At 70.9% G+C, this 15263-nt stretch carries 15 protein-coding genes; 10 read left to right on the top strand and 5 right to left on the bottom strand.

Annotated features, from left to right (window positions below; genetic code table 11):
- Positions 1-51 precede the first annotated feature (51 nt).
- Positions 52-684 carry a TetR family transcriptional regulator gene (locus SSP08S_RS15990; protein WP_019068630.1) on the bottom strand — a complete coding sequence of 211 codons (633 nt, stop codon included), beginning with the start codon at positions 682-684 and terminating at the stop codon, positions 52-54.
- 142 nt (positions 685-826) lie between these two features.
- Between SSP08S_RS15990 and SSP08S_RS62545 the strand changes: the two genes are divergently transcribed.
- The 3 genes from SSP08S_RS62545 to SSP08S_RS16005 are packed head-to-tail and all read left to right on the top strand — an operon-like array spanning position 827 to position 2539.
- Complete coding sequence (locus SSP08S_RS62545; RefSeq protein ID WP_019068631.1) at positions 827-994, top strand: hypothetical protein; 168 nt, start codon at positions 827-829, stop codon at positions 992-994.
- Between the two features lie 44 nt (positions 995-1038).
- Positions 1039-1323: a hypothetical protein gene (locus SSP08S_RS16000; protein WP_019068632.1), complete on the top strand. Its 285-nt coding sequence runs from the start codon at positions 1039-1041 to the stop codon at positions 1321-1323.
- Between the two features lie 52 nt (positions 1324-1375).
- Positions 1376-2539, top strand: a complete 1164-nt coding sequence (locus SSP08S_RS16005; protein WP_019068633.1) for a cysteine desulfurase family protein — start codon at positions 1376-1378, stop codon at positions 2537-2539.
- 91 nt (positions 2540-2630) lie between these two features.
- Here SSP08S_RS16005 and SSP08S_RS16010 read toward each other — a convergent pair whose 3' ends face one another.
- Both SSP08S_RS16010 and SSP08S_RS16015 read right to left on the bottom strand, forming a co-directional pair.
- A complete protein-coding gene (locus tag SSP08S_RS16010; protein ID WP_019068634.1) occupies positions 2631-4337 on the bottom strand; it encodes a multicopper oxidase family protein in 1707 nt (568 codons plus the stop codon).
- A 214-nt stretch (positions 4338-4551) separates the two neighbouring features.
- Positions 4552-5223 (bottom strand): N-acetylmuramoyl-L-alanine amidase, encoded by a 672-nt coding sequence (locus SSP08S_RS16015; RefSeq protein ID WP_019068635.1) that lies wholly within the window; start codon positions 5221-5223, stop codon positions 4552-4554.
- Positions 5224-5283: 60 nt separating this feature from the next.
- Here SSP08S_RS16015 and mnmA point away from each other — a divergent pair, with 60 nt between their 5' ends.
- Positions 5284-6414 (top strand): tRNA 2-thiouridine(34) synthase MnmA, encoded by a 1131-nt coding sequence (gene mnmA, locus SSP08S_RS16020; protein ID WP_019068636.1) that lies wholly within the window; start codon positions 5284-5286, stop codon positions 6412-6414.
- Between the two features lie 27 nt (positions 6415-6441).
- On the opposite strand, the gene SSP08S_RS16025 is transcribed toward mnmA, so the two are convergent.
- On the bottom strand, positions 6442-7221 hold the full coding sequence (locus tag SSP08S_RS16025) for an alpha/beta fold hydrolase (RefSeq protein WP_019068637.1): 780 nt from the start codon (positions 7219-7221) through the stop codon (positions 6442-6444).
- Between the two features lie 36 nt (positions 7222-7257).
- Complete coding sequence (locus tag SSP08S_RS16030; RefSeq protein WP_019068638.1) at positions 7258-7581, bottom strand: DUF427 domain-containing protein; 324 nt, start codon at positions 7579-7581, stop codon at positions 7258-7260.
- A 51-nt stretch (positions 7582-7632) separates the two neighbouring features.
- Here SSP08S_RS16030 and SSP08S_RS16035 point away from each other — a divergent pair, with 51 nt between their 5' ends.
- The 6 genes from SSP08S_RS16035 to SSP08S_RS16060 all read left to right on the top strand — a co-directional run bounded on the left by SSP08S_RS16035 (position 7633) and on the right by SSP08S_RS16060 (position 15082).
- The gene (locus SSP08S_RS16035; RefSeq protein WP_019068639.1) at positions 7633-8172 is read left to right on the top strand and encodes an LOG family protein; all 540 of its coding nucleotides are present in this window, start codon (positions 7633-7635) and stop codon (positions 8170-8172) included.
- Between the two features lie 7 nt (positions 8173-8179).
- Positions 8180-8878 carry an SDR family oxidoreductase gene (locus SSP08S_RS16040; protein WP_026178533.1) on the top strand — a complete coding sequence of 233 codons (699 nt, stop codon included), beginning with the start codon at positions 8180-8182 and terminating at the stop codon, positions 8876-8878.
- Positions 8879-8886: 8 nt separating this feature from the next.
- A complete protein-coding gene (locus SSP08S_RS16045) occupies positions 8887-9288 on the top strand; it encodes a hypothetical protein (RefSeq protein ID WP_102133349.1) in 402 nt (133 codons plus the stop codon).
- 46 nt (positions 9289-9334) lie between these two features.
- Entirely contained in the window at positions 9335-10342 is a 1008-nt protein-coding gene (locus SSP08S_RS16050) for a methionine synthase (protein WP_019068642.1), read from the top strand.
- 15 nt (positions 10343-10357) lie between these two features.
- The gene (gene ligA / locus SSP08S_RS16055; RefSeq protein ID WP_019068643.1) at positions 10358-12550 is read left to right on the top strand and encodes an NAD-dependent DNA ligase LigA; all 2193 of its coding nucleotides are present in this window, start codon (positions 10358-10360) and stop codon (positions 12548-12550) included.
- 270 nt (positions 12551-12820) lie between these two features.
- Positions 12821-15082: a putative bifunctional diguanylate cyclase/phosphodiesterase gene (locus SSP08S_RS16060; protein WP_019068644.1), complete on the top strand. Its 2262-nt coding sequence runs from the start codon at positions 12821-12823 to the stop codon at positions 15080-15082.
- Positions 15083-15263 lie beyond the last annotated feature (181 nt).

The following is a 15263-nucleotide window of genomic DNA, read 5'->3' on the forward strand; positions in this document are numbered from 1 at the left end:
CCCGTACACCGGGAGCGCCGCCCCTGCCGTATGCCCGCGGCCGGTACCGCCTCAGCCGAGCCAGTGCCGGCGGCCCACGCTGATCAACCGCATCTGGCGGGTGGCGAGTCGGGTCACCCGCTCGCGCTCGTGCTCGACGTCGGAGGTCTCCCGCGCCTCCAGGAAGAGCGAGGCCGTGATGAGCATCTGGTCGACGTAGAGGTGGGCCAGCATCAGCAGGTCGGAGTCGTTCCAGCCGCCGGACTCCGGGTCCTTGGCGAGTTCGGCCTTCACCTCCTCGGCGAACCGGGCGAGTTGGTCCCGGATGGCCTCCCGTACCGGCTGCACCCCGCCGTGCCGCTCGCGGGCCAGGAAGCGGACGTGGGCCGGGTGGGCGTCCACGTGGTCGGCGATCAACCGGACGGCGCGCACGATGCGTTGGTCGCTGTCCTCCGCCGTCGCCACCGTCTGACGGATCATCGGGTGCAGGCTGCCGAGCGCCTCCTCGACGAGCGCCACCCCGAGGTCGGCCGTGGAGCGGAAGTGCCGGTAGAAGGCGGTCGGGGCGACGCCGACCGCGCGGGTGACCTCGCGCAGGCCCAGGCTGCTCAGGCTCTGCTCCTCCAGCAGCCCCAACGCGGCGTCCAGCAACGCCTGTCGGGTCTTCTGCTTCTGTACCTGCCGGATGCCGAGGGTGTGACTCATGTCATCCAGTTAACAACTGTTCTCCGGAATTGAAAAGCCGTCGGAGACGCTAGACTCAAAGTCAGTGAACAAGTGTTACTACAACCGTTCACCGAAATGTAACGAGAGTCTGCTCAAGTCGTCTCGGAGGGGGAGTCATCCCATGCTGGTCCTCGTCGCAGCACTCCTGCTGTTCGGCGTCGTGATGGGCACCGTGGCCCACGCGTCGTTCGCCTTCACCGCCGTCGCCGCCACCGTCATCGCCGTATGGCTGGGCATCTTCGCGCTCCGCGAGCGGCACGGCCGCCGCGGCCGTACGTCCGCCAACTGACCGCCCGTCCATCCGCCCACCCGATCCTCGGGAGCCGAACCACCATGCAACTCACCGCACCGGCAACCAGCAGCAGCACCGACTTCAAGGCCACCGGCCGCCGTGACGCCGACGGCATGGCCGTCGCGTCCTTCATCCTCGGCCTCGTCGGCCTGCTCGTCCTCAACGTCTTCCTCGGCCCGATCGCCATCGCCCTGGCCGGCGCGGCCCTCTGGCGCGGCACCGCCCGCCGCGGCCGGGCCCTCCTCGGCCTCGGGCTCGGCATCGCCGATCTGCTGGTCCTCGTCGCCTTCATGCAGCTCGACAGCACCGTCTCCTGGAACTTCTAGGCCCGCCCACCCCTCCGGGGTCGCCGCCGGGGACCGTAGAATCGGCGGCACCATGGCATACCTCGACCACGCCGCGACCACCCCGATGCTTCCCGAGGCAGTCGAGGCGATGACGGCCCACCTGAGCATCACGGGCAACGCCTCCTCCCTCCACGCCTCCGGCCGCAAGGCCCGCCGTACGGTCGAAGAGTCCCGGGAGACCCTCGCCGAAGCGCTCGGCGCCCGCCCCAGCGAGGTGGTGTTCACCTCCGGCGGCACCGAGGCCGACAACCTCGCGGTGAAGGGCCTGTACTGGTCCCGCCGCGACGCCGACCCGGCCCGCACCCGGGTACTGGCCAGCCCCGTCGAGCACCACGCCGTCCTGGACGCCGTCCACTGGCTCGGCGAGCACGAGGGCGCCACCGTCGAGTACCTCCCGGTCGACTCCTACGGCCGTGTCCACCCCGAGGTGCTGCGCGAGGCGATCGCCCGCAACCCCGACGACGTCGCCCTGGCCACCGTGATGTGGGCCAACAACGAGATCGGTACGGTCCTGCCGGTCCGCGAACTCGCCGATGTGGCCCAGGAGTTCGGCGTACCGCTGCACGCCGACGCGGTGCAGGCCTTCGGCCAGGTCCCGGTCGACTTCGCCGCCTCCGGGCTCGCCGCGATGACGGTCTCCGGCCACAAGATCGGCGGGCCGTACGGCATCGGCGCCCTGCTTCTCGGCCGGGAGTACACCCCCGTACCCGTCCTGCACGGCGGCGGTCAGGAGCGCCATGTCCGCTCCGGCACCCTCGACGTCCCCGCCATCGCCTCCTTCGCCGTCGCCGGCCGCCTCGCCGCGGAGCAGCGCGAGTGGTTCGCCCACGAGATCGGCGCCCTCCGCGACAACCTCGTCACGGCCGTCCGTACGGCGGTCCCGGACGCGATCCTCGGCGGGGACCCGGTGAACCGGCTCCCCGCCAACGCCCACTTCACGTTCCCCGGCTGCGAGGGCGACTCCCTGCTCCTGCTGCTGGACGCCCAGGGCATCGAGTGCTCCACCGGCTCGGCCTGCACGGCGGGCGTCGCCCAGCCCAGCCATGTCCTGCTCGCCACCGGCACCGACCCGGACCTGGCCCGCGGCACCCTGCGCTTCTCCCTCGGCCACACCTCCACGGAGGCCGACGTCGAGGCCGTGGCGAAGGCGATCGCCCCGGCGGTGGAACGCGCCCGCGCCGCCGGGCTGACCTGACCCGCACACGCGAAGAACCGGGGAGAGTCCGCCGACTCTCCCCGGCAACAGGTGCCCGGCGTCCACGGGGGAGGCACACGCCGGACAGGCTCTAGTCGTCCGTCGCGCTCGCGCTCGCGGTCGCCGTGGCGGTCGAGTCGTCCGTCGCGGTCGCCGAGGCGCTGGCACTCGCGGAGGCGCTCGCACTGGCCGTGGCCGTGGAGTCGTCGGTGTCGGTCGTGGTGGTGCTCGTGTCGTCGCCCGTCACCATGAGGGAGGCCATCATGCCCTCGTCCTCGTGCTGCAGCAGATGGCAGTGGAGCATGTACATGTAGGTGTCGTCGGAGAAGTCGGTGAACTCCATGGCGATCTTGATCGAACCGCCACCGACCACCTCGTAGGTGTCGTACCAGCCGAGCTGGACCCCGGTGGGATCCTCGCCGTTGACGGAGATCAGCTGATACGGCACGTCGTGCAGGTGGAACGAGTGCTCCAGCTGGGTCGAGTTCTGGATCGTCCAGATCTCCTTCGAGCCGACCGTCGTACTGATCATCGCCATCGCGGCCATGGTCGTGCCCGCCGACCCGTTGATCAGCATGGTGGCGCCGTTCTGGCCCAGGGTGATCGTCCGGGCGGTGAAGTCGCTCGTGTCGTAGCGGTCGATGGTGTTGAGGGTGCTGGGCAGGTCGTCCGGGGTGTCGGAGCCGCTGGCCGTGATCGCGAGGAAGTCGTACGTGCCGCTGCCGCCGCGGATCCAGCCGGTGGTGATCACGGCCTGGAGGGTGGCGTCCGCGGTGAGGTCCATGGTGAATTCGGCGCGGGCGCCGGCCACCAGACGGATCGTGGTCACCTCGGTGGCCTCGGTCAGATAGCCCTGGTCCGTGCTGATCTGGGTGAGGGTGCCGCCGTCGCTGCGCTGGATCACGATGATGTCGGACGGCGAGGCGTTCAGCGCGCGGAAGCGGGTCCGGGTCTTGGTGGCGGTGAAACCGAGCGTGGTGGAGTCCACGTTGGTGCCGTTGACCAGGAGGGGGAAGGTGGTCGTGCTCAGCCGGTAGCCGGCCGCGTCGTACTTGATGTCTCCGTCGGTGTCGACGGCCAGGGACTGGAAGATGAGCGGGATGTCGTCGACGCCGTAGTCGCTGGGCAGCGCGGCGGACGCGTCCGTGGAGTCCTCGACGATGATCATCCCGGCGAGGCCGTGCACGGCCTGCTTGGCGGTGGTGCCGAGGGCGTGCGGGTGGTACCAGAGCGTGGTGGCCGGGTCCTTGACGGTGAACGTGGGGGACCAGGTCTCGCCGTCGGCGAAGGCGACCTGCGGGCCGCCGTCCATCTTCGCGGGGACGTGGGCGCCGTGGAAGTGGACCGTCGTGTCCTCACCGATGTCGTTGGTGATGTTGAGGAGGACCACGTCGCCGTTGGTCCACTTCATGGTCGGGCCCAGGAAGTCCTGGTTGTAGCCCATCGTGCTGCTGGTGACGCCCGAGATCACCTCGTGGGTGCCGGTCTTGGCCTCCAGCGTGAAGGTGGTGGTGCCGTCGGAGGTGGTGCCCTCCAGCAGGTCCGGGATGGTGAGGGTGGTGTCCGCCGCGGACGCCTTGTTCTTCGCCGCGTCGTTCAGCAGGGAGAAGGCACCTCCGGCGGCGGCCACCGCCGCGATGCCGGCCCCGGCCATTCCGCCGAGGAACTTGCGCCGGTGCACACCCTTGCCCCGGGCGGCACCGCCCTTGCTGTGCTCGCGCTTCTCGGCCGTGGATTTGCGGTGGTTGCCCTTGCTGTCGCTGTTTGCTTGGGACGCGGGCTCACTGGTGTGTGTCATGGCGCCAGAGATTTGACCTAAGGCCTGTGTAAAAACTGAGCAGTAGTTAGCAGTGAGCACGGCAATCTGTGAAAGGTAAGCGTGCGCGATCCCTTCACAACTCCCCTGCGACGCAAGGCGAGTTGGCGTACCCCAGGTCACATCCCGAGCAGGGGACGCATCGGACACCGCCGTGACTGAAACGACTCATAGCCAAAGCCGAGTGTGACCCGAGTCACACCCCTGTCCGGTGTGCCCGCCTTACGAGCGCCATGTACCGGTCCCAGTCCCAGTACCGCCCGGGGTCCGTGTGATCGGTCCCCGGCACCTCCACGTGCCCGATGACGTGCTTCCGGTCGACCGGGATTCCGTACCGCCGGCATATCCCGGCCGTCAGCCGCGCGGAGGCCGCGTACATCGCGTCGGTGAACGACGAGGCCTCCTCCACGAAGCCCTCGTGCTCGATGCCGACACTGCGTTCGTTGTACTCCCGGTTGCCCGCGTGGAAGGCCACGTCGAGCTCGCGGATCATCTGCGTGATGTGTCCGTCCTTGCGCACGATGTAGTGCGCCGCCGCCCCGTGCGCGGGGTCCTGGAAGACCTTCACCGCGCTGGGGAAACTGCCCTGGGTGACATGGATGACCACCATGTCTATCCCGTAGTCGTCCGGCCGGTCCGCCCGCCGGTAGTTCGCCGACGACGCCGACACCCACTGCGCGCCCCGGAAGTCCACCGCGCCCGCCACCCGCGGCTTCTCCACCCCGGGCAGCCGCCACCACAGCCGCGCCAGCTCGTCCCGCGCCAGCGCGGCCGTCCCCACGGCGGCCGCGGCGCCGCCGATCAGCAGCGCCCGCCGGCCCGTGACCCCTCGCGCGGTCTCCGTGTGCCCGCCCTGTGTCTCCCCCATGCGATCTTCAACGGATACTCGCGGGTCCCGGTTCCCGGCGACCCGTACCCTGGAAGGGTTATGACTGAGACCTCGCAGCGCCCCCGCCCCCTTCGCGTACTCGCCGCCATGTCCGGCGGCGTGGACTCCGCCGTCGCCGCCGCCCGCGCCGCCGAAGCCGGCCACGACGTGACCGGCGTCCACCTCGCGCTCTCCGCGAACCCGCAATCGTTCCGCACGGGCGCGCGTGGCTGTTGCACCATCGAGGACTCACGGGACGCCCGCCGCGCCGCCGACGTCATCGGCATCCCGTTCTACGTCTGGGACCTCGCCGACCGCTTCCGCGAGGACGTCGTCGAGGACTTCGTCGCCGAGTACGAGGCCGGCCGCACCCCGAACCCCTGCCTGCGCTGCAACGAGAAGATCAAGTTCGCCGCGCTCCTCGACAAGGCCCTCGCCCTCGGCTTCGACGCCGTCTGCACCGGCCACTACGCCCAGGTGATCGTCAACGAGGACGGCACCCGCGCACTGCACCGCGCCTCCGACATGGCCAAGGACCAGTCCTACGTCCTCGGCGTCCTGGACGAGCGGCAGCTGGCGCACGCCCTCTTCCCGCTCGGCGACACGGTGACGACGAAGGACGAGATCCGCGCGGAGGCCGAGCGCCGCGGCCTCGCCGTCGCCAAGAAGCCCGACTCGCACGACATCTGCTTCATCGCCGACGGCGACACCCAGGGCTTCCTCGCGGGCCGCCTGGGCAAGGCCGAGGGCGACATCGTCGACGAGTCCGGCACGGTCGTCGGCTCCCACGAAGGCGCGTACGGCTTCACCATCGGCCAGCGCAAGGGCCTGCGCATCGGCACCCCGGCCGCCGACGGCAAGCCGCGCTACGTCCTGGACATCTCCCCGGTGAACAACACGGTGACGGTCGGCCCGGCCGCCTCCCTGGACGTCAGCGCCCTGACCGCCGTCCGCCCCCGCTGGTGCGGCACGGCCCCGACCGGCCCCGGCACCTACACCGCCCAGCTCCGCGCCCACGGCGGCGAGACCGAGGTCACCGCCGAACTCGTCGACGGCACCCTGGAGGTGACGTTCAGCGAGCCGGTCCGGGGTGTCGCCCCCGGGCAGGCGATCGTGCTGTACGACGACACGCGCGTGGTGGGGTCGGCGACGATCGCGACGACTGTGCGGGCGGCGACGGCGATGGCGTGACCCTTCGGGGAGTGGTCGTCCCGTGGGTCAGCGCGTGAAGAACTCCGTGAGCAGCGGCGCCAGGGCGGTCGGGTCCACCATGTGGGTCTGACCGTCCAGGGTGCGGTACGTCCCCTCCGGCGCCGCGTCCGCGACCGCCCGCGCGGCCTCCCGCATCCACTCGGCGCTCGCGCCGCCCGCGATCGTGAGCAGCGGGACGGACAGGGACGCCAGCCGGTCCGCCGGGACCAGACCGTCGCCCATCGCCGCGTCGTCGTAGGCGAGGGTCGGGGCGATGGCCTCCATGCCGGGCCACATGGGGGAGCGGCGGGCGCCCTCGATCATCTCCGGGGGTGCGCCGGTGAGCGCCATGAACAGCTCGACGGCGTCGCCGTGGCGGCCCTCGGCGAGCAGTTCCGTGAGGCGCCCGGTGTACTCGGCGCGCTCCTTGGCGCCGGACGCGTCGAGGGCGAACGGCGGCTCGTAGAGGGCGACCTGGGTGACGGGCAGGCCGCTCGCCACCGCGTGCAGGACGAGCGCACCGCCCGACGAGTGGCCGTAGAGGGCCGCGCTGCCGCCCACGGCGTCGATCAGCGCCGCGAGGTCCTCGACCTCCCGGGCCACCGCGAACGGCGCCGTGTCGCCGCTGGAGCCCCGGCCCCGGCGGTCGTACGGGACCGCCCCGAACCGGTGCGCGAGCTGCGCGGCGAGCGGCAGCAGGCCGTCGCCCGTCGTCATCGCGCCACCGACCAGGACGACGGGCGGGCCCGCACCGATGCGTTCGTACGCGATGGCGGTGCCGTCGCGCGAAACAGTCTTCTTGTCCATGCCCTGGAGACTGCCGCAGGGCTGCGGACTAATCGGTCACAACACTTCTACTTCGTAGAAGCAGAGGTGGTCCTTGATCTGCGCCACGTCGGGCTTGGGGTCGGGGTACGCCCACACCAGGTCGGTCGCGTCCGGGAGCGACCAGTAGGAGGCGTCGCCCTTGAAGGGGCAGTGGGTGTGGGTCTCGGAGGGGGTCAGGAGGTCCAGGCGCACGTCCTCCGGGGGGAGGTAGTAGCGCACGGGACAGCCGGTCTCCTTCAGGACGAGGGGGCGGTCGCTCTCCGCCAGCACCTGGTCGCCGTGGACGACGCGTACGCGCCGGTCGCCCTGCTCGATCGTGATCGTGTGTCCGTCAGCCATACCGGAAAAGCACTCGCGGGCCCTGGGTTCTTCCCGCGTACGGTGACGGATATGAAGATCTGTGTCTTTCTCTCCGCCGCCGACCTGGACGAGCGCTACACGCGCCCCGCGCGGGAGTTCGCCGAACTGCTCGGCAAGGGCGGCCACACGCTCGTGTGGGGCGGTTCGGACGTCGGCCTGATGAAGGTGGTCGCGGACGGCGTACAGGCCGCAGGCGGACGGCTGGTGGGCGTCTCGGTGACCTTCCTGGCGGCGAAGACCCGCGCGGGCGCCGACGAGATGGTGATCGCGGCCGACCTCGCCGAACGAAAGAAGCTGCTCCTGGAGAAGGCCGACGCCGTGGTGATCATGGTGGGCGGCACCGGGACGCTGGACGAGGCCACCGAGATCCTGGAGCTGAAGAAGCACGGCCACACCGACAAGCCGGTGGTGCTCCTGAACACGGCGGGCTTCTACGACGGCCTGAAGACCCAGTTCCGGCGCATGGAGGACGAAGGGTTCCTGCCCGTCCCGCTCACCGACCTGGTGTTCTTCGCGGAGGAGCCGGTGGGGGCGCTGGCCTACCTGGAGGAGTCTCTCGGCATCCACTGATGCGAACATGGCGGGCATGGCTACACATGTGATCACCGGGGCCGGTTCCGGCATCGGCGCGGCCGTCGCCCGCCGGCTGCACGCGCGCGGGGACGACCTCGTGCTCCACGCGCGCGACGCGGGCCGCGCGATGGAACTGGCGGCGGAGTACCCCGGGGCGCGCACCCTGGTCGGCGACCTCGCGGACCCCGACCGGCTCAGCTGGGCGTTCTCCCACCAGAGCCTGCCCGACCGGGTGGACACGCTCCTGCACATCGCGGGGGTGGTCGACCTCGGCCCGGTGGGCGAGCTGACCCCGAAGACCTGGCACCACCAGCTCAACGTCAACCTGGTCGCGCCCGCCGAACTGACCCGTCACTTCCTGCCCCAACTCCGCGCGGCCCGCGGCCACGTGCTCTTCGTCAACTCCGGCGCGGGCCTGCGGGCGAGCGCCGACTGGTCCGCGTACGCCGCCTCCAAGCACGGGCTGAAGGCCCTGGCGGACTCCCTCCGCCACGAGGAACACCCCAACGGCGTCCGCGTCACCTCCGTCTACCCCGGCCGCACCGCCGGCCCCATGCAGGCCAAGGTCCACCAGCAGGAGGGCAAGCCCTACGACCCCTCCCAGTGGATCGACCCCGAGTCCGTCGCCACGACGATCCTCATGGCGATCGACCTGCCGGCGGACGCGGAGGTCAACGACCTGACGGTGCGGCCGGGAAGGTGACCCGGAAGGTGACGGGGCCGGAGCGATCGCGCGGGGCGAACGGCGCGGAGGTCCGGGACTGGCTCGACGAGGTCTGGGGTCGGACGGAGGCCGCGTTGGTCCTCGTAGGCGGCGACAACGGCGGGCCGCTCGCCGAGCGAAGGATCTGTGGCGAGGTCTTCGACCCCGAGGACGTCGCGGAACTGCGGGCTCTCACCACGACCGGCGAGTTCGCGAACGACATCTGCCGCTGCCACGGCAGCGTGACCATTGCGCTTCTCGACGCGGAGTGCGAGTTCATCGGGAGTGGCAGCGTGCACGGCGAGACGGACGTCTCCTGGGAGCGCGGCCGATTCCGGAACAACCTGGAGGTGGCGGATCCGGAGCGGCTGGTCGCGTTCCTGGAGCGGCACGGCATCCGGATGCGCTGAAGCCCGGGGGCGTCATCCCTGCCCCAGGGTTCCGTAGGCTGCCGGGGTGAGCAACAACAGCCAGTTCAGCTTCGGTCCGGCCACCGGTGTCGGTTCCCTGCCCGGAGGCGATGCCCGGGAGGCCGCCAAGACCGCGACCGGGGCCTTCGAGGACTTTCCGTTTCTGCCCGAGCTGCCCGCTCGGGGGCCCGGTGCGGACATGATCGGGCGGACCATCGGGCTGCTCGTCGAGGTGTACGCGCGCGTGGAGCCCAGCGGTTGGCGGATCGGGGACCGGCCGGGGCGGGACACCAAGCGGGCGTGGGCGTGGCTGGGGGAGGACCTCGACGCGTTCGAGGAGTTCACGCAGGGCTACGAGGGACCACTCAAGGTGCAGGCCGTGGGGCCCTGGACGCTTGCCGCCGGCCTGGAGTTGAGGAACGGCGAGGCCGTGCTCTCCGACCCCGGCGCCTGCCGCGACCTCGCCGGCTCGCTCGCCGAGGGCCTGCGCAACCACCTCGCCGAGGTCCAACGCCGCGTCCCCGGCGCCCAGATCGTGCTGCAGCTCGACGAGCCGTCCCTGATCGGCGTACTGCGCGGACACGTCAGATCCGCCAGCGGCTACCGCACCTACCGCGCCGTAGACCGCCAACTCGTCGAGAGTACCCTCCGCGAGGTCGTCGGAGTGCACGCGAACGGCCCGGTCGTCGTGCACTCCTGCGCGCCGGACGTGCCGTTCGCCCTGCTGCGTCGGGCGGGTGCCGCCGGGGTCTCCTTCGACTTCTCGCTCCTCACCGAGCGTGACGACGACGTGATCGGCGAGGCGGTCGAGGCCGGCACCCGGCTCTTCGCCGGTGTCGTGCCGGGCACGGACACCGCATTGTCAGACCCTGCCGGTAGCGTCATGGGTGTCAGGACGCTGTGGCGCAGGCTGGGGCTGCGACCGGGACTGCTCGCGGAGGCGGTCACCATCACCCCGGCGTGCGGACTCGCGGGGGCTTCCCCCGAGTACGCGCGCCATGCTCTCGCCCACTGCGTCCGGGCGGCGAGATCCCTCGCGGACAACCCTGAGTGACGGAAGGACGACACGGTGGCCGGCGACAAGGAAGCGGAGACGGCGGTGCCCGCAGCGGCACGGGAGAAGCACGCGCAGCTCGCTGAGCAGATCGAGGAGCACCGCTTCCGTTACTACGTGAACGACGCCCCGGTCGTCAGCGACGCGGAGTTCGACAAACTCCTGCGCTCTCTCGAGGCGTTGGAGGAGGAGTACCCGGAGCTGCGCACGCCGGACTCCCCGACGCAGAAGGTCGCGGGGGCGTACGAGACGGAGTTCACCTCCGTCGTCCACCGCTCCCGCATGCTCTCCCTGGACAACGCCTTCGAGGACCTGGAGCTGGCGGCCTGGGCCGAGCGCGTCCACAAGGACGTCGGCGCCTCCGACTACCACTTCCTGTGCGAGCTGAAGGTCGACGGCCTCGCCGTCAACCTGACGTATGAGCAGGGCCGCCTCACGCGCGCGGCGACCCGCGGCGACGGCCGTACGGGCGAGGACATCACGCCCAACGTCCGGACGATCGCCGAGATCCCGGACCGGCTGACCGGCGAGCGCGTGCCCGACCTCGTGGAGATCCGCGGCGAGGTCTACTTCCCGATGGAGAAGTTCGAGGAGCTCAACGCCCGCCTGGTCGAGGCCGGCGACAAGCCCTTCGCCAACCCCCGTAACGCGGCGGCGGGTTCACTCCGCCAGAAGGACCCGCGCGTCACCGCAGGCCGCCCGCTGCACATGGTCGTGCACGGCATCGGCGCCCTGGAGGGCTTCGACCCCCTCACCCGCCTCTCCGAGGCGTACGACCTCCTCAAGACCTGGGGCCTGCCCACCTCCTCGCACAACAGGGTGGTCGACGACCTCGACGGCGTACGGGAGTTCATCCGGTACTACGGCGAGAACCGGCACTCCGTCGCACACGAGATCGACGGCGTGGTCGTCAAGCTCGACGAGATCCCCCTCCAGGGACGCCTCGGCTCCACCTCCCGCGCCCCGCGCTGGGCGATCGCGTGGAAGTACGCGCCCGAGGAGGTCAACACCAAGCTGGTCAACATCCGCGTGGGCGTGGGCCGTACGGGCCGGGTGACGCCGTACGCCCAGGTCGAGCCGGTCACGGTGGCCGGCTCGGAGGTCGAGTTCGCGACGCTGCACAACCAGGAGGTCGTCAAGGCCAAGGGCGTCCTCATCGGCGACACGGTGGTGCTGCGCAAGGCCGGTGACGTGATCCCGGAGATCCTCGGCCCGGTCGCCGATCTGCGCGACGGCAGCGAGCGGGAGTTCGTGATGCCCGCCGAGTGCCCCGAGTGCGGTACGCCGCTGCGGCCCATGAAGGAGGGCGACATCGACCTCCGCTGCCCGAACGCCCGCACCTGCCCTGCCCAGTTGAGGGAGCGGCTCTTCTACCTCGCGGGCCGCAAGGCGCTGGACATCGACCACTTCGGCTATGTGTCGGCCGCCGCCCTCACCAAGCCGCTGGAGCCGGCGGAGCCGCCGCTGAAGGACGAGGGCGACCTGTTCGGCCTCACCATCGAGCAGTTGCTGCCCATCAAGGCGTACGTCCTCGACCAGGACAGCGGGCTGCCCAAGCGCGACCCGAAGACCGGCGAGGAGAAGATCGCGACGGTCTTCGCCAACCAGCAGGGCGAGCCGAAGAAGAACGCGCTCGCGATGCTGGAGACCATCGCGGCGGCCAAGGAGAGCCCGCTCGCCCGCATCCTCACCGGCCTGTCGATCCGTCATGTCGGCCCGGTCGCCGCCGAGGCGCTGGCCCGCGAGTTCCGCTCGATCGAGCGTATCGAGCAGGCCGACGAGGTGGAGCTGGCGAACACGGACGGCGTCGGGCCGATCATCGCCGCCTCCCTCAAGGAGTGGTTCGCCGAGGACTGGCACCAGGAGATCCTGCGCAAGTGGCGGGCGGCCGGGGTCCGGATGGAGGACGAGGGGTCCGGCGAGGACGAGGGCCCGCGTCCGCTCGAAGGACTGACCGTCGTCGTGACCGGCACACTCGAACACTTCACGCGGGACGGGGCGAAGGACGCCCTGCAGAGCCGGGGAGCGAAAGTGACCGGTTCTGTTTCGAAGAAGACGTCTTTCGTCGTCGTAGGTGACAATCCTGGTTCCAAGTACGACAAGGCGATGCAGGTCAAGGTGCCGGTTCTGAACGAGGACGGCTTCACCGTTCTGCTGGAACAGGGCCCCGAGGCGGCCGCCGAAGTCGCGCTTCCGGCCGAGGAGTAGCGAGGAGCAGCGGTTGAAGGCCACCCGATCGGCGCATACCAGATGCATACGGGTGGCCGGGTCGCATTCGGGCAACCGTCTACGACCGCTGCCCGTGGAAGCCTTCTGCGGCCTACTGTTGAGGTGTGCACCTGCCGTGCCCAGCTGCGGTTGGGGCAACCCCCTGCTCTTGGTGAGCAAGGGGAAGGGTTTTCCAAACGCGGTTCCGTTGATGGAAGTCGGGCATCGGACCGCGTGGCGTGGGCACCGCCGGCTGTGAGAGGGACGGGAATGGAACCGACCGAGAGCGCGCCCCCGGACTCACTCCTGCGCCGGCTCACCGGCGCCTGGCGGGAGAGTCGTTGGGGAGCGCGCCCCGTGGAGCGTCCGGGCAGCACCCAGCCGCGCGCCACCGGACAGTACTCCACACCGGACGCGCGCCACGACGCACCGCTCTCCGCCAACCACGCCTCCGCACTGCCGGGCGGCGAAAGCGGACGGCACCTCAACTGGCCCGCGCTGCCCACGGCGGTGGTGGCCGCGGCCGGCTTCGTCCTGGGTGCCGGCTTCTTCCGCGCGTTCACCGGCGACCATGCGCTCTTCCCGTCCGGCACCGTCGGCTGGTCGCTGGCCGTCCTCACCGGCATCATCGTCGGCCACCTGGTCGCCCTCGGCCGCGCCCGCTGGTGGGGCGGCACCGGCTCGGGCGCCGCCCTCACCCTCGGCGTCCTGCTGCTCTACGGCTGGGTCGCCGCGGGCATGGTCAGCCTCACCGTCGTCGTCCTGGTCGGCATAGCCCGCCGCAACCGCTGGCGCCAGGGCGTGCTGCACGGCGCGGTCGACATCCTCGGCATAGCCGCCGGAGCGCTCGTCCTCGGCGCGTTCGGCCGGGTGCCGTCCGTCGAGAAGCCGTGGAACCCGGACACCTGGACGGTCTACACCGCCCCCGAAGTGATCCTGGTCGCCCTCGCCTATCTCGCCGTGACCCGCACCCTGCTCTGGTACCTGCACGCCCCGCGCCACGGCGGACTGCCCACCGTCGCCCGCACCGCCCTGCTCAGACAGGGCCTTGTCGCGGTCGCCCTGCTCGGCATCGCCCCGCTGATCTGTGTGGTCGCGGTCGCCCAGCCGGTCCTGCTGCCCCTCTTCTCGATCCCGCTCATAGCCCTCGACTCCACGCTGTGGATGGCCCGCGCCAGGGCCGAGGAGCAACTGCGCGACCCGCTGACCGGGCTGCCCAACCGGCAGTGGCTCCTGGAGCGCATCTGGACCGCCCTGGACGACGCCGAACGCATCGGCGCCAAGGCCGCGCTCATGCTGATCGACCTCGACCGGTTCCGATCGGTCAACGACACTCTCGGTCATCTGGCCGGTGACCGGCTGCTGTTGCAGATAGCCGACCGGCTGCGGGTGGCGCTGCCGCGCGGGGCGGAGGCCGCGCGGCTCGGCGGCGACGAGTTCGCCGTACTGCTGCCCGTCGCCGACTCCACGACGTCCGCGACCCGGGTCGCCCGCAACCTCGTCGCCGCGCTCAGCTCCCCGCTCGACCTCGACGGGCTCACCCTCGTCCTGGAGGCCAGCGCGGGCGTCGCCGTCTTCCCCGACCACGCCCTCGACGCCGAGGGACTGCTGCGCCGGGCGGACGTCGCGATGTACCAGGCGAAGCGGGACCGTACGGGCGTGGAGGTCTACGAGTCCAAGCGGGACTCCAACACCCCCGACCGGCTCGGCCTCCTCGGTGATCTGCGCCGTGCCCTCGACGCGCACGAGGTGCAGGTCCACTACCAGCCCAAGGTCCGCTTCGACGGCCAGGTCGCCGGCCTCGAGGCGCTGGTGCGGTGGGTGCATCCCGAGCGCGGGAAGGTGCCGCCGGACGAGTTCATAGCGATCGCCGAGTCGTCCGGTCTGATGCCCCATCTCACCGAGTACGTGCTCGACACGGCCCTCGCCCAGGTCGCCAGGTGGCGGGCTCAGGGCCTCTTCGTACCGGTCGCGGTCAACGTCTCCCCGCGCGATGTGCACACCCCCGGATTCGCGGGCTCGGTCGCCGCGCGCCTCGCCCGGCACGGTGTCCCGGCGGGCTCGCTCCAGCTGGAGATAACCGAGCACGTCCTCCTGGAGGACCCCCAGCGCGCCGCCGACACGCTCAACGGCCTGACCGGCCACGGCGTCAAGATGTCCCTCGACGACTTCGGCACGGGGTACTCGTCCCTTGTGCATCTACGACGGCTCCCCGTCAGCGAGTTGAAGATCGACCGGTCGTTCGTGGCGCGGCTCGCGGTGGACACGGAGGACGCGGAGATCGTGCGGTGCACGGTGGATCTCGCGCACTCGCTCGGGCTTCTCGTCGTCGCGGAGGGTGTCGAGGACGACGAGACGTGGGAGCGGTTGCGGGACCTGGGCTGCGACGCCGTACAGGGGTGGCTGGTCGCTGCGGCGATGCCGCCGGAGGACATGACGGCGTGGTTGCTGGCGCGGGGGTCTCGGGGGTGGCAGCGGCCGCGTGCCGCGTTGCCTGCGGCTGCGGCGGATGATCCGGGGAGGCTCGGCTGAAAGGCTGCGCCTACTGGGGAGGGGCTTCTGCCGGTTCGCGGCTGCGGGTGCGTCGTGGCCGGTCGCGCAGTTCCCCGCGCCCCTGATAGCGCACGCCCTGTTGTGAAGTGGGCGATCGGCTGCTGTGGGCGCGCCCGTGCGGCGGAGCGGCAAATCGACACGGTCCCGCGCCCCTGATAAC

It is taken from the genome of Streptomyces hokutonensis (assembly GCF_000376565.1).
Classification (GTDB): Bacteria; Actinomycetota; Actinomycetes; order Streptomycetales; family Streptomycetaceae; genus Streptomyces; species Streptomyces hokutonensis.